Here is a 12,066-nt window from a genome sequence, read left to right on the forward strand (position 1 = left end):
ACACAAGGATATGAACTGCCGGCACTTGCCGCCCAATGTGTCAGCAGTAAGGTGCCTGCATGAAAACCGTTTTGCCCTTCGTTCTTTGCGCATCACTCGCGGCCTGTGCTGCAGATGAAACCATTACGGCTTATGGTGCCGGTGACCGCGTTTGGCGTGTTAGCGAAATAAACGGCGCAGCTTTTGACGCAACCGCAACAATCAGCTTTGCCACAGCGGGAACCGTGACAGGTACGGCGCCGTGCAACGCATTCACCGCACGTCAGATGGCGCCTTACCCGTGGATTGAACTTGGCCCCATCGCGGCGACAAAGCGCGCCTGCCCTGACTTGGCGCAGGAAGCTACGTTCTTTGAGACCTTGAGCGCGGTAAATACTGCGGATGTTCTGGGGGACATGATGATTTTAACGGCTGTCACTGACGGTGAAACCACAGCGCAGATGGTACTGGAAGCACGCTAAGACGGGGCCTCTGTTTGGGCTAAACGGCGCAGTGCATCCATCAGGCGGGTCCGTGCAGCAGGGACAGGCTTGCCCCCTAGGTTTTTCGCCAATTGGGTTTCCAGAAAATGCCCCGTTACTTTTAGTGCTTCGCAAATTTCGGTTGTGCTGGCGTCGCCTTCACCCAACAGAACAGGTGGCAGTGGCAACAATTTAGAGGCGTATTCGCCCGCTCCTTTTGCTGTCACAGCCCGCCCAGTTTTGGGGCTGACAAAGGCCAAGCCTTCTTGCGCACCGGTCACAGCGCAAGCGCTGAGATCAAGCCCGTAGCCCGCTGTTTCAAGCAGCATCATTTCCCACTGAAGATAAGCCAGCGGCCACACATCGTCTTGCCCAAGCAAATCAAGAAGAGCCGTGGAGCGCGCGTAAAACTCGGCATCCCCTTCCCCTTCAGCCAGTGAAAACGCCAGCAAAGACGTGACCGCCGTGAGCCCCGCCAACGCAAAGCGGTTGTTCATGGCAATTGCCGCGCGGCTGCGCTGTGGCTCAACGGTAAAAGCCCCAAGGTGTTCGGCCAAACGTGCTTTCCAAGTGACGTCAAGTTGTGCGCCAGCTTGCAACACCGGCGTCATTTTCCGGCTAGATGCGCCGCGCACCACCCCTGAGGCCAGACCGTGTTCGGCCGTGAACACTTCAATGATCGCAGCACTTTCTGCGTGGCGGCGCACCGATAGCAAAACGCCCTCGTCACGCCACGTGATCATTCGCTTAGACCCGGCTCATCCAGCAAATGGCGGCCTTGCCGGTCTTCGACCTCAATCACCCAAAGGTCAGGATCAAAGCCACGCTGTTTGCTTAGTGAAGCATCCACATCACGTTCGTCGCCCTCGGCCAGAATGACCCAATTGCGGTCACCCGTCATAATGTCAAAGCTGCGTTGGTAGGCCGTGGCCTTACCATCAAGGGTATTCATCTTGATCAAAATCGCCCCTGCAGTCAGATCACCTTTGGCCACCACAAACGCAGGAATATCCATCAGGCGCAGTCGCGTCAGATACGCCCCCACCCACACATCTGCGGTGAGACGGGCCAAACTCATGGGGCGCCGTCTTTGAAATCAAGCCCCATTTCGGAATAGCGCTCGGATTCTTCAAGCCAGTTTGGACGTACTTTGACCTGCAAAAAAAGGTGCACTTTGCGGCCAACGAATTCTGTCAGCTCTTCACGTGCCGCTTTACCAAGCGCCTTGATCGTCTCACCGCGGTTGCCAAGCACGATTCCTTTGTGACCGTCGCGCATCACATAGATCAACTGATCGATGCGTACCGAACCGTCTTCGCGTTCTTCCCATTTTTCCGTCTCTACGGTCATTTGGTAAGGCAGCTCTTGGTGCAAGCGAAGGGTCAGTTTTTCGCGGGTCACTTCGGCTGCAATCATACGCATGGGCAGGTCAGCGATTTGATCTTCGGGATACAAGTACGGCCCCTCCGGCACGACACCCGCAAGCCATGATTTCAACGTGTCCGTCCCGTGGCCTTTTTCGGCGCTGATGAGGAAAGTTTCTTCAAAGGCAAACAATGCGTTCAACTCTTTGGTCAGCCCCAGCAAAACATCCGCTTGGACGCGGTCAATCTTGTTGATGGCAAGGGCAACGCGTTGTGTCCCCTCACGTTCAGACAGGCTTTCAATGATCTGGCGGACCCCGTCCGTGATGCCGCGGTGAGCTTCGATCATAAGAACAACAATGTCCGCATCCGCAGCCCCGCCCCACGCGGCAGTGACCATCGCGCGGTCAAGGCGGCGCCGCGGGCGGAAAATACCGGGTGTGTCCACGAAGACAATTTGGCTTTCGCCTGACATGGCAACACCGCGAATACGGGCGCGGGTCGTTTGTACTTTATGCGTCACGATGGACACTTTCGCGCCAACCATGCGGTTGAGAAGCGTGGATTTCCCTGCGTTGGGCTCTCCGATGAGGGCCACAAATCCGGCGCGTGTTGTCATGGTTTTACCTTTTCCAAAAGCGCCTTCGCGGCGGCTTGTTCGGCGTTGCGTTTGTTGCCTGCGGTGGCCGTTGCGGCCTCGCCGCTGGCCAGCTGTACTTCGATTGTGAAGACCGGCGCGTGATCAGGACCACTACGTGATACTTCACGGTAACTGGGTGGGTTCTGCTTAAGGCTTTGCGCGTGTTCTTGCAGCGTTGTCTTGGCATCGCGGGCATCGGCCTCAACGGTTTCGACCCGCTTACCCCAAAGGCGCAAAATAGTGCTGCGCGCGGCTTCGAAACCGCCATCACGGTAAATTGCGGCAATTACCGCTTCCATTGCATCACCCAGAAGGGCCTCTTTACGGCGTCCACCAGACAGCATTTCGGAGCGGCCCAATTTCAGCACGGCACCCACATCAATGTCACGGGCCACGGCGGCACAGGTTTCTTTGCGCACAAGCGCGTTGAAGCGCGGCGCAAGTTTGCCTTCAGCAGCGGCGCGATCTGCATCAAGAAGGGCTTCGGCCATCACAAGGCCCAAAACACGGTCGCCCAGAAACTCGAGCCGCTGGTTGTCATCGCGGTTTGGCGTGGACATGGACGAATGGGTAACGGCCCGCACCAAAAGGTCGGGCCGTTCAAAGGCGTATCCCAAACGGGTTTGGAATGCTTTCAGGTCTGCGCTTAGCTTCATTGCAACTTCTTAAAGAAACGGTCCGCGCGCCATGTCCAAAAGAACAACATAGAGCGACCTTGTGAGCTGAAGATAACGCGGTCGGCGCGACCGATGAGATACTTGGCGGGGACAAAACCAACGCCCCCAAGTGACTGCGGAAAGCGGCTGTCAGATGAGTTATCGCGGTTGTCGCCCATGAAGAAATAGTTGCCTTCGGGTACCGTGTAGACGGGTGTGTTATCGGCGCTGCTGACGCGCACATCCAAGATTGAATGGGACGAACCATCAGGCAGAGTTTCGATGTATTTGTCTTTGATGCAATCCGCGCCAAGGCCAACCGACCCTTTGCAAGCGGGCAATCTTTTTTGCGGACCTTGGGCTTCGAACACCTCAACGAACTCACCAGCGGTTTCAATGCCCACGGGGGTGTCGTTGATATGCAGAACCGCGTTTTTCATTTGAATGCGGTCGCCCGGCATCCCCACAACGCGCTTGATAAAATCAGAGTTGTTCACAGGGTGGCGGAACACCACAATATCACCGCGCTCGGGTTCAGAACTAAAAATGCGATCCGGAATAGGACAGGCAGAAAACGGACAGGAATACTGTGAATACCCATAGGCCATCTTGTTCACAAACAGAAAATCACCGACCAGCAGCGTGTCTTTCATAGAGCCTGACGGGATCCAGAACGGCTGAAAGAACAGGGTGCGAAAGACGCCCGCAATCAGCAAAGCATAGACAACGGTCTTGATGGTCTCGCCGATGCTATCTTTGGCTGTGTCTTTTTTGGCCATAAAAGAGGTCCGATCTGTAAAAATGAGTTGGGGCTAGATGGGCCGCGAGGGCACGACTGTCAAGGTTTGCAGCTTATCCGCGGGCGGAAACGGGCCGTGCCTCAATCACAACGAAAGCCTGTGCCCATGGATGGTCATCAGTTAAGGTTACATGAACAATCGCCTCATGCCCGTCGGGCGTCATGGCGGCGAGGCGATCTTTGGCCCACCCCGTCACATGCATCACGGGCTGGCCTGTGCGCAGATTGCTCACGGACATGTCTTTCCACGCAATCCCCATGGCCAATCCCGTACCAAGCGCCTTGGAACACGCCTCTTTGGCAGCCCACCGTTTGGCGTAGGTGCCAGCAACATCTTTGCGGCTTTCGGATTTGCGTTTTTCTTCATCCGTAAAGACGCGGTTTTTGAACCTGTCGCCAAACCGATCAAGCGTGCCTTGAATGCGCTCTATGTTCGCCAAATCCGTGCCAATCCCAAGGATCATGCGCCGCACTCCCAATGGGCGAAATATGTGTCGACGGTCTTCACAGTGTGCGCGCGGCATCCATCAGGCGGCGCATTTCAGCCATCGCATCGGGCAAGCCGCGGAAGATTGCCTCGCCAATAAGGAAGTGACCGATGTTAAGTTCTTTGACCTCGGGCAATGCGGCGATGGGGCCGACGCAGCCATAGGTCAGACCGTGGCCTGCGTGGACTTCAAGCCCGAGGCTATGCGCGTAACTGGCCATGTCGGTCAGCTTGGCCAGTTCCGCATCACGGGTCAGCAAATCACCTTCGGCGAAAGCGTCACAATAGGCACCCGTGTGCAGCTCAATCACCTCTGCACCAATCCGGTGCGCCGCATCAATTTGGCGCGGATCAGCGGCAATAAAGATTGAAACGCGCGAGCCAGCTTCGCGCAGCGGCGCGATATAATGGGCAAGGCGGTTTTCCTCGCGGGCTACTTCAAGGCCACCTTCGGTTGTACGTTCTTCACGCTTTTCGGGCACAATACACACCGCATGGGGTTTATGGCGCAGCGCGATTTGCTGCATCTCATCAGTGGCCGCCATCTCAAAGTTAAGCGGTACCGTAAGCGCCTCCATCAACGCTTCGATATCCGCGTCACCGATATGGCGGCGATCTTCGCGCAGGTGTGCGGTAATGCCGTCGGCGCCTGCCTCTTGGGCGACAATCGCCGCACGCACAGGATCAGGCACAGCACCACCACGGGCATTGCGAACAGTCGCAACGTGATCAATGTTCACCCCAAGGCGTAGTTCCTGTGTCATCTCGCTGATCCCTTCGCACATCGTGTGATGTGGACATTAGGAGAAACCCGTGACGGTGCAAGGGGCGAAGCGAAAGAGTCACGGATCGTGAGGCTGACCTTCGACTTTTTTGGCCGCAGCCTTCTGTGCTGCTTTCTCGCGAATTTCGGCAAGTTTCTTTTTCAGCATACCCTTGCGGCGGTTCTTATAAGCCCGAATGACCGGCACGCTAAGGAAATAACAGGCGTAGGCACAGATCACGCCAGGAAAGATACCGCCCACAAGATAGGGATAAAACACTTCTGCAAAAAAGACGTGAAGCCCATGCCAATCCGCTACGCGGTCCGAAAACAGAGCCGTAAAATTATGCGCAAGATCAAGAAACGCATCAGCAAATTTACCGCCCAGTGAGCGTTCAACATCAATGACGGTACCTGTACCGAGCAAGAAATGCCCTGTCCCTAAGGACGCAGCCCCAATGGGAATATAGGTAAGCGGGTTGCCAAAAAACGTACCCAGCAAAGCCGCCAAAATGTTGCCGCGCATGGCCTTGGCAAGACCTGCCGCGATCAAGAAGTGCAACCCGTAAAACGGTGTGAAGGCCGTGAACACGCCCGCCCAAATACCACGGGCAATTGTTTCCGGCTCATCGGGCAAACGGCGCAAACGGTGTTTTACATAATGAAACGCGCGCGCCCAACCGCCGCGAGGCCACAAGAACTCGCGCGCAGTGCTCAGCCAAGACCGTTTATCGCGGCGTTTGAAAATCAAAATATGTCCTTCGTTGCTGGCCGATGTTCAGCACATATGTTTGGTGCGACTTTACTCAACCCACCTGCTAATAACAGACCCCAGTTCGCGTTATGGGATTTGCCTTAATGGACCGTGTTGCTGGCCCCTGCCTCTTTGCCGCCCTTACGCGGCACGTTATCACCGCGCATCCGTGCGATGTGCGCAACGCTGGTGTCAGCCTCAAGTGCGGTGCAAACTGCGTGCATGTGACTGACGTCTCTTAGCTCAACATCAATGATCAAACGGTAAAAATCAGGGGTGCGTTCTTCAAATGTGATGTTTGAAATATTTGCGCCGCGCTCACCGATAAGTGTGCATAGACGGCCCAAAACACCCGCATCATTGGCGATGGTCAGCTCAATCGTTGCACCGTAAATCGCAGCATGCGGCCCCTCGTGCCAATGCAGATCAACCCAGCGATCACTGTCATCATCAGTCAGTTGGATAAGCGTGTTGCAGTCAATCGCGTGGATCGTAACACCCTCACCAAGGGTGGTAATGCCCACGATCCGCTCACCCGGAAGCGGTGCACAGCAACCGGCACGCCGGAACGTTTGATCCGCACGCAAGCCAACAACAGCACGGTTGCCTTCGACAATTTCGCCCGTTTTCGTGGCCAATTCAGGGAACAAGACCTGAATGACATCGCGCGCGGTGATCTGCGCGGCACCAAGCTGCGCAAGCAATGTATCGCGTCCGCCAAGCCCCATGGTTTTCGCGGCTGTGGTCAACGCTTTATCCGTTGCTTGCTTGCCGATGTGTTCAAACCCGACGCGCGCAAGTTCCTGGCCGAGCTTGATGTAGCGCTCTGTGTCTTCTTCGCGCAACGCACGGCGAATGGCAGAGCGCGCCTTGCCGGTTTGCGCAATTTCCATCCATGTGGCTTCAGGTTTTTGGCCCTCGGCCGTGATGATCTCAACCGATTGACCGTTTTTGAGGCGGGTCCACAGCGGCACGCGCAGCCCGTCAATTTTGGCGCCGACACAGGCGCTGCCAATCCTCGTGTGGATTGCATAGGCAAAATCAATCGGGGTCGCACCGCGCGGCAATTTGAACACGTCGCCCTTTGGAGTGAAGCAAAACACCTGATCGGAGTACATTTCCAGCTTAACGGCCTCAAGGAACTCATCGTGATCCTCGGCCTGCTCAAAACGTTCTTTCAGACCCGCAACCCATTTCGCCGGATCAACGGCGAAGGGGTTATTTGAGCGCACACCGTCGCGGTAGGACCAGTGAGCGGCCACGCCATCTTCGGCCACATCGTGCATTTGGTGGGTGCGGATTTGCACCTCAACGCGTTTACCGTCACGCCCAGAAACAGTGGTGTGCAAGCTGCGGTAACCGTTAGATTTGGGCTGGCTGATGTAGTCTTTGAAACGCCCGGGAATAGAGCGCCAGCGACGGTGGATGATGCCCAGAATTTGATAGCACTCAGCCTCAGACGCACAGACAATTCGAAAACCATAGATGTCAGACAGGCGGCTAAACCCTTGGTCTTTTTCCTGCATCTTGCGCCAGATCGAGAACGGCTTTTTCGCGCGTCCAAAGACATCGGCCTCAATGCCCTCTTTCTCCAACTCGATGCGCATATCACCGGTGATCTGATGGATCACATCGCCAGTTTCTTTTTGCAGGCGAATAAAGCGGCGGATAATGCTAGCGCGCCCTTCGGGGTTCAGCACTTTGAAGGCCAGATCTTCAAGCTCTTCGCGCATCCATTGCATACCCATACGGCCCGCAAGAGGCGCATAAATGTCCATGGTTTCGCGGGCTTTTTGGGCCTGCTTTTCGGGGCGCATGGATTTGATCGTGCGCATATTATGGAGACGGTCAGCAAGCTTCACGAGGATCACGCGGAAGTCTTTGGACATCGCCATGAACAATTTGCGGAAATTCTCTGCCTGCTTTGTCTCGGTGCTGGTCAGCTGAATATTGGTCAGCTTGGTGACACCGTCCACCAAATCCGCCACCTCGCCAGAGAACAGCTTGCTGACCTCGGCATAAGAGGCGTCCGTGTCTTCGATTGTGTCATGCAAAAGCGCCGTGACGAGCGTGGCGTCATCAAGACGCTGCTCAGTCAGAATGGCAGCAACAGATACGGGGTGCGAAAAATAGGGTTCACCGGAATGGCGGAACTGACCTTCGTGCATGCGCAGGCCGTAATCGTAAGCCCTGCGCAGCACATCTTCGTTCGTCTGTGGATTATAGCTGCGGACCAGCGCGATCAGGTCATCGACTGGGATCATCTAGCAGCTAAGCCCTTACTTTTGATCTTGAGCTTCCATCAACATGGCGCGCAGAAGGTCTTCTTCCGCCATATCGTTTTCTGCCGGTTTGTCAGTTTCCTGACCCATCAGAAGCGCCATATCATCGTCTTCTGCTTCGTCGACTTCGATCTGGTTCTGGTTGCTCTCGATCAGACGCTCGCGAAGATCATCCGCTTGCTGTGTCTCATCAGCAATCTCACGCAGAGAAACGACAGGGTTTTTGTCGTTGTCACGGTCCACAGTGATGGGCGCCCCGCTCGAGATTTCGCGGGCGCGATGAGCAGCCAGCATAACCAAATCGAAACGGTTCGGAACCTTATCAACGCAATCTTCTACGGTAACGCGCGCCATCAGGCAGCCCTCCAAATTGGGAAAAATCCATGAAGAATAGGCAACTAGGGCAGATTCCCTTTATTTGCAACTGAAAACTAGCTCAAATGCGCCATTCTTCGCCAGAGCAGATCAACGACACCTCTGAGATGTCTTCTGCAGGACTGCGCGCAAGCATCTCTGTCACCGTTTGCCCCACCACAGGGTGGCACCATGTTGGCGCAACGTCCGCAAGCGGCACAAGGACAAACGCCCGCTCGTGCAAACGTGGGTGCGGCAAGATCAATTGGTCTGGCGCGCGTAGTTTCTGGGTTTCAAGCGGCAGGTTTTGCCAGTGATCAAATGTCGCCAGATCAGGGGCGACCTGTGTACCAAGTGCCAATAGATCAAGATCAAGCGTCCGCTGCCCCCACCGCTGCACACGCTGGCGGCCAAAATCGGCTTCTATTTCGTGCAACGCCTTCAGCACAGAGGCTGCTGGCAAATCCGTGAAAAGCGCCAGCGCGGCGTTGACATAATCAGGGCCCGCCCCCGCCGGAAAGCAAGGCGTTGCATAAAGACCGCTTTGTTGCACTGGACCCAAAACGCGCGCGACTTCGACTGCTGCGCGCTCGATAATCATGCGGCTGGTTTCTGCCTCGGTCTGCATGTTGCTGCCCATCGCAATCAAACACACAGTCGGCTCGGTTTTGGTTTGTGTCGCCACAGTGACGGCCCCTTAACAATTCTTGTCTCTTCTAACGCACACCACAGCAGCATTTTCAATCCGCCCCTAGACGCCGCCACCGCAAAACGCATAGTTTCTGGGCAATCGTTGGAGACCCTCATGACCAAAGCGCCGCTTACTTTATATCTTGCAGCCCCACGCGGCTTTTGCGCCGGCGTGGACCGCGCCATTAAGATTGTCGAAATGGCGATCGAGAAATGGGGCGCACCTGTCTATGTTCGCCACGAGATCGTTCACAACAAATTTGTTGTCGACACCCTGCGCGAGCAAGGCGCGGTTTTTGTTGAGGAACTGGATGAATGCCCAGATGACAGGCCAGTTATTTTCTCAGCTCACGGAGTGCCAAAGTCAGTACCTGCCGCCGCCGCCGCCCGTGAAATGGTGTATGTGGATGCAACCTGCCCACTGGTGAGCAAAGTGCACATCGAAGCACAGCGCCATGCAGACAATGGATTGCAAATGGTCATGATCGGTCACGCCGGACACCCCGAAACAGTAGGCACCATGGGACAGCTACCCGACGGTGAGGTCATACTGGTTGAGACTGTCGACGACGTGGCTCGCATCGACGTACGCAACCCCGATCAGCTTGCCTTCGTGACCCAAACGACCCTGTCGGTCGATGATACCAAAGACATCGTTGAGGCGCTGAACACACGTTTTCCCAACATTGTTGGACCACATAAAGAAGACATCTGTTATGCCACGACCAATCGCCAAGAGGCCGTCAAAGCTATGGCGCCGAAATGCGATGCAATGTTGGTGGTGGGTGCGCCCAACTCCTCGAACAGTCAGCGCCTTGTTGAGGTCGGTCGCAAAGCAGGCTGCACCTATTCCCAACTTGTGATGCGCGCTGAAAACATTGATTGGCGCGCGCTTGAGGGGATCAAGAGCATCGGCATCACCGCAGGTGCATCAGCCCCCGAAGTGCTGATCAACGAGGTCATTGATGCGTTCAAATCACGGTTTGATGTGACCGTTGAGCAAGTTGTCACCGCAGAAGAAAACGTTGAATTCAAAGTGCCGCGCGTGTTGCGCGAACCTGCATGATGCAAATACCGCGCTCTGCCCTGTTGCTTGGTCTGGCCGGTGTGATCCCGTTTGCTTGGGGTGCGCTGACAACCGTGAACGCCGATCTGCAAATTTGGGGCAGCACCAACTTGGGCCCACGCTTTGTTGGGCCTTACGTGCAGCTTTTCTATGGCTCAGTCATCTTGTCATTTATGTCCGGCGTGCTTTGGGGATTTTCAGCCAAAACAACAGGACGCATGGCAACGGCGGGATACGCCCTTTCGGTCATTCCAGCGCTTTGGGCATTTTTCATGACCGGTGGCGGGCCTACGTCTGCGGCGACATCCCTAATTTTCGGGTTCCTTGGGTTGCTATTGCTTGACTGGTTCTTTTGGCGGCTTGGGTTAGCACCAAGCTGGTGGATGAACCTGCGCGGATTGCTGACCGCACTGGTTGTGGGCTGCCTTGCAGTCGGAGTTTACGCGTGAGCGACCCTGAGACGATCGCCACCTACGATGCACGTGCGGCGGCCTACGCAGAGCATTTTTCCAACACTTCGCCCGATGCTGATCTTCAGGCGTTTATTGACGCACTGCCTGACGGCGGGGACGTTCTTGATCTAGGATGTGGGCCGGCACATTCCGCCGCAATGATGCAGCGCGCAGGCCTGTGTGTTACCGCATGGGATGCCAGTGCTGAAATGGTGGCATTGGCGCGTCGGTTGCACGGCATTGAAGCCGAGCAGAGAACGTTTGATGCGCTTGAATACCAGCAGACCTTTGATGGTGTCTGGGCGAACTTCAGTCTGTTGCACGCCCCGCGCCAAGATTTCCGGCGCCACCTTAAGGCCATTCACGCGGCGCTGAAGGACGGCGGCTTACTGCATCTTGGCCTTAAAACAGGTACAGGCACCAAGCGCGACACATTGGGGCGGCTTTACACGTTCTTTACCCCTACCGAATTGACTGACCACCTGCACAGCACAGGCTTTACGCCAATCGCGTCTCGACAGGGTCGGGAAGTCGGGCTAGCAGGCACAAAAGATCCCTTCATTATCCTAAGAGCAACGCGCTGATATGGCCCAAATCTATGCATATACGGACGGCGCGTGCAGCGGAAACCCTGGCCCTGGCGGATGGGGGGCGATCCTGATCGCCAAAGACGGTGATACAGTGCTGAAAGAACGCGAATTGAAAGGTGGCGAAGCGCAGACCACCAACAACCGCATGGAGCTTTTAGCAGCCATCCATTCACTTGAAACACTTGAGCGGCCCGCCGTGGTCACGGTGGTCACGGACAGTGCCTATGTGAAGGGTGGCATCACCGAATGGATACACGGTTGGAAACGTCGCGGCTGGAAAACTGCCGCGAAAAAGCCCGTGAAAAATGTCGAACTGTGGCAGCGCCTTGATGAAGCAGCCGCTCGGCATTCAGTGACTTGGGAGTGGGTCAAAGGCCACGCAGGACACCCAGAAAACGAGCGCGCAGATGAGCTTGCCCGCGCAGGCATGGAGCCGTTCAAGCAGCGCAGCTAAGCTTTGGCCAAGCGTTACCTACGCCAATGCCACGGAACGATCGCCAGCGCGCCAATGCTTGAAACAATCGCATTCACGCCCGTGCTGCCGAAGCTGACACCAAACATGACCCGCAGCATGAAAAATGCTACCGTCCCGCCGATACAAATGATGATAGAGGGCACATAGCCGTTGTGCGTAAAGCCTGACTTTTCGGCAATATACCCAACAACACACGCAACAAACAAAGACCCGAAAAAGGCAAAAAACGCCAT

General features: G+C 55.7%; 17 protein-coding genes. 5 read left to right on the forward strand and 12 right to left on the reverse strand.

The annotated features are described in order from the left end of the window. Window positions 1-59 precede the first annotated feature (59 nt). Window positions 60-461 carry an META domain-containing protein gene (locus tag OLX08_RS06675; protein ID WP_391480508.1) on the forward strand — a complete coding sequence of 134 codons (402 nt, stop codon included), beginning with the start codon at window positions 60-62 and terminating at the stop codon, window positions 459-461. Here the strand turns inward: OLX08_RS06675 and recO are convergent. The 11 genes from recO to folK form a co-directional block, all read right to left on the reverse strand. Further along, complete coding sequence (recO, locus tag OLX08_RS06680) at window positions 458-1,201, reverse strand: DNA repair protein RecO (RefSeq protein ID WP_391483196.1); 744 nt, start codon at window positions 1,199-1,201, stop codon at window positions 458-460. The two genes, OLX08_RS06675 and recO, sit on opposite strands and share 4 nt — an antisense overlap. Then, window positions 1,201-1,539: a DUF1491 family protein gene (locus tag OLX08_RS06685; RefSeq protein WP_048598362.1), complete on the reverse strand. Its 339-nt coding sequence runs from the start codon at window positions 1,537-1,539 to the stop codon at window positions 1,201-1,203. Before OLX08_RS06685 ends, recO begins: the two co-directional genes overlap by 1 nt. Continuing rightward, window positions 1,536-2,444 (reverse strand): GTPase Era, encoded by a 909-nt coding sequence (gene era, locus OLX08_RS06690; protein ID WP_391480510.1) that lies wholly within the window; start codon window positions 2,442-2,444, stop codon window positions 1,536-1,538. The genes OLX08_RS06685 and era overlap by 4 nt, the downstream gene beginning before the upstream one ends. Beyond that, window positions 2,441-3,121, reverse strand: a complete 681-nt coding sequence (rnc, locus tag OLX08_RS06695; protein WP_048598364.1) for a ribonuclease III — start codon at window positions 3,119-3,121, stop codon at window positions 2,441-2,443. The genes era and rnc overlap by 4 nt, the downstream gene beginning before the upstream one ends. Further along, window positions 3,118-3,900, reverse strand: coding sequence for a signal peptidase I (gene lepB, locus OLX08_RS06700; RefSeq protein WP_391480512.1), 783 nt, complete (start codon window positions 3,898-3,900; stop codon window positions 3,118-3,120). Before lepB ends, rnc begins: the two co-directional genes overlap by 4 nt. Before the next feature lie 73 nt (window positions 3,901-3,973). Then, window positions 3,974-4,384, reverse strand: coding sequence for a holo-ACP synthase (gene acpS, locus OLX08_RS06705; protein WP_341247077.1), 411 nt, complete (start codon window positions 4,382-4,384; stop codon window positions 3,974-3,976). 40 nt (window positions 4,385-4,424) lie between these two features. Further along, on the reverse strand, window positions 4,425-5,171 hold the full coding sequence (locus OLX08_RS06710) for a pyridoxine 5'-phosphate synthase (RefSeq protein ID WP_341247078.1): 747 nt from the start codon (window positions 5,169-5,171) through the stop codon (window positions 4,425-4,427). Between the two features lie 78 nt (window positions 5,172-5,249). Further along, on the reverse strand, window positions 5,250-5,921 hold the full coding sequence (locus OLX08_RS06715) for a DUF2062 domain-containing protein (protein ID WP_048598368.1): 672 nt from the start codon (window positions 5,919-5,921) through the stop codon (window positions 5,250-5,252). Window positions 5,922-6,025: 104 nt separating this feature from the next. Continuing rightward, the gene (locus OLX08_RS06720) at window positions 6,026-8,188 is read right to left on the reverse strand and encodes a RelA/SpoT family protein (RefSeq protein ID WP_391480514.1); all 2,163 of its coding nucleotides are present in this window, start codon (window positions 8,186-8,188) and stop codon (window positions 6,026-6,028) included. 15 nt (window positions 8,189-8,203) lie between these two features. Beyond that, window positions 8,204-8,560 carry a DNA-directed RNA polymerase subunit omega gene (gene rpoZ / locus OLX08_RS06725; RefSeq protein WP_048598370.1) on the reverse strand — a complete coding sequence of 119 codons (357 nt, stop codon included), beginning with the start codon at window positions 8,558-8,560 and terminating at the stop codon, window positions 8,204-8,206. 82 nt (window positions 8,561-8,642) lie between these two features. Further along, a complete protein-coding gene (gene folK / locus OLX08_RS06730; protein ID WP_391480515.1) occupies window positions 8,643-9,245 on the reverse strand; it encodes a 2-amino-4-hydroxy-6-hydroxymethyldihydropteridine diphosphokinase in 603 nt (200 codons plus the stop codon). Window positions 9,246-9,365: 120 nt separating this feature from the next. Between folK and ispH the strand changes: the two genes are divergently transcribed. Genes ispH through rnhA form a run of 4 tightly spaced genes read left to right on the forward strand, consistent with a single transcriptional unit; the run spans window position 9,366 to window position 11,812 of the window. Continuing rightward, a complete protein-coding gene (gene ispH / locus OLX08_RS06735; protein ID WP_391480517.1) occupies window positions 9,366-10,316 on the forward strand; it encodes a 4-hydroxy-3-methylbut-2-enyl diphosphate reductase in 951 nt (316 codons plus the stop codon). Then, window positions 10,313-10,765: a DUF3429 domain-containing protein gene (locus OLX08_RS06740; RefSeq protein WP_391480518.1), complete on the forward strand. Its 453-nt coding sequence runs from the start codon at window positions 10,313-10,315 to the stop codon at window positions 10,763-10,765. The genes ispH and OLX08_RS06740 overlap by 4 nt, the downstream gene beginning before the upstream one ends. Then, entirely contained in the window at window positions 10,762-11,352 is a 591-nt protein-coding gene (locus OLX08_RS06745) for a class I SAM-dependent methyltransferase (protein WP_391480520.1), read from the forward strand. Before OLX08_RS06740 ends, OLX08_RS06745 begins: the two co-directional genes overlap by 4 nt. A 1-nt stretch (window position 11,353) precedes the next feature. Next, the gene (gene rnhA / locus OLX08_RS06750) at window positions 11,354-11,812 is read left to right on the forward strand and encodes a ribonuclease HI (protein ID WP_391480521.1); all 459 of its coding nucleotides are present in this window, start codon (window positions 11,354-11,356) and stop codon (window positions 11,810-11,812) included. Window positions 11,813-11,826: 14 nt separating this feature from the next. On the opposite strand, the gene OLX08_RS06755 is transcribed toward rnhA, so the two are convergent. Continuing rightward, complete coding sequence (locus OLX08_RS06755; RefSeq protein WP_391480522.1) at window positions 11,827-12,066, reverse strand: hypothetical protein; 240 nt, start codon at window positions 12,064-12,066, stop codon at window positions 11,827-11,829.

This window comes from Nereida ignava (assembly GCF_047114695.1).
Classification (GTDB): Bacteria; Pseudomonadota; Alphaproteobacteria; order Rhodobacterales; family Rhodobacteraceae; genus Nereida; species Nereida ignava.

Bases quoted from the DNA above. Each gene is read 5' to 3' on its own strand.
- rpoZ (WP_048598370.1), bottom strand. From the start codon at position 8,560: ATGGCGCGCGTTACCGTAGAAGATTGCGTTGATAAGGTTCCGAACCGT.
- OLX08_RS06740 (WP_391480518.1), top strand. From the start codon at position 10,313: ATGATGCAAATACCGCGCTCTGCCCTGTTGCTTGGTCTGGCCGGTGTG.
- lepB (WP_391480512.1), bottom strand. From the start codon at position 3,900: ATGGCCAAAAAAGACACAGCCAAAGATAGCATCGGCGAGACCATCAAG.
- era (WP_391480510.1), bottom strand. From the start codon at position 2,444: ATGACAACACGCGCCGGATTTGTGGCCCTCATCGGAGAGCCCAACGCA.
- OLX08_RS06720 (WP_391480514.1), bottom strand. From the start codon at position 8,188: ATGATCCCAGTCGATGACCTGATCGCGCTGGTCCGCAGCTATAATCCA.
- OLX08_RS06710 (WP_341247078.1), bottom strand. From the start codon at position 5,171: ATGACACAGGAACTACGCCTTGGGGTGAACATTGATCACGTTGCGACT.
- rnc (WP_048598364.1), bottom strand. From the start codon at position 3,121: ATGAAGCTAAGCGCAGACCTGAAAGCATTCCAAACCCGTTTGGGATAC.
- OLX08_RS06755 (WP_391480522.1), bottom strand. From the start codon at position 12,066: ATGGCGTTTTTTGCCTTTTTCGGGTCTTTGTTTGTTGCGTGTGTTGTT.
- rnhA (WP_391480521.1), top strand. From the start codon at position 11,354: ATGGCCCAAATCTATGCATATACGGACGGCGCGTGCAGCGGAAACCCT.
- ispH (WP_391480517.1), top strand. From the start codon at position 9,366: ATGACCAAAGCGCCGCTTACTTTATATCTTGCAGCCCCACGCGGCTTT.
- acpS (WP_341247077.1), bottom strand. From the start codon at position 4,384: ATGATCCTTGGGATTGGCACGGATTTGGCGAACATAGAGCGCATTCAA.
- OLX08_RS06675 (WP_391480508.1), top strand. From the start codon at position 60: ATGAAAACCGTTTTGCCCTTCGTTCTTTGCGCATCACTCGCGGCCTGT.
- OLX08_RS06685 (WP_048598362.1), bottom strand. From the start codon at position 1,539: ATGAGTTTGGCCCGTCTCACCGCAGATGTGTGGGTGGGGGCGTATCTG.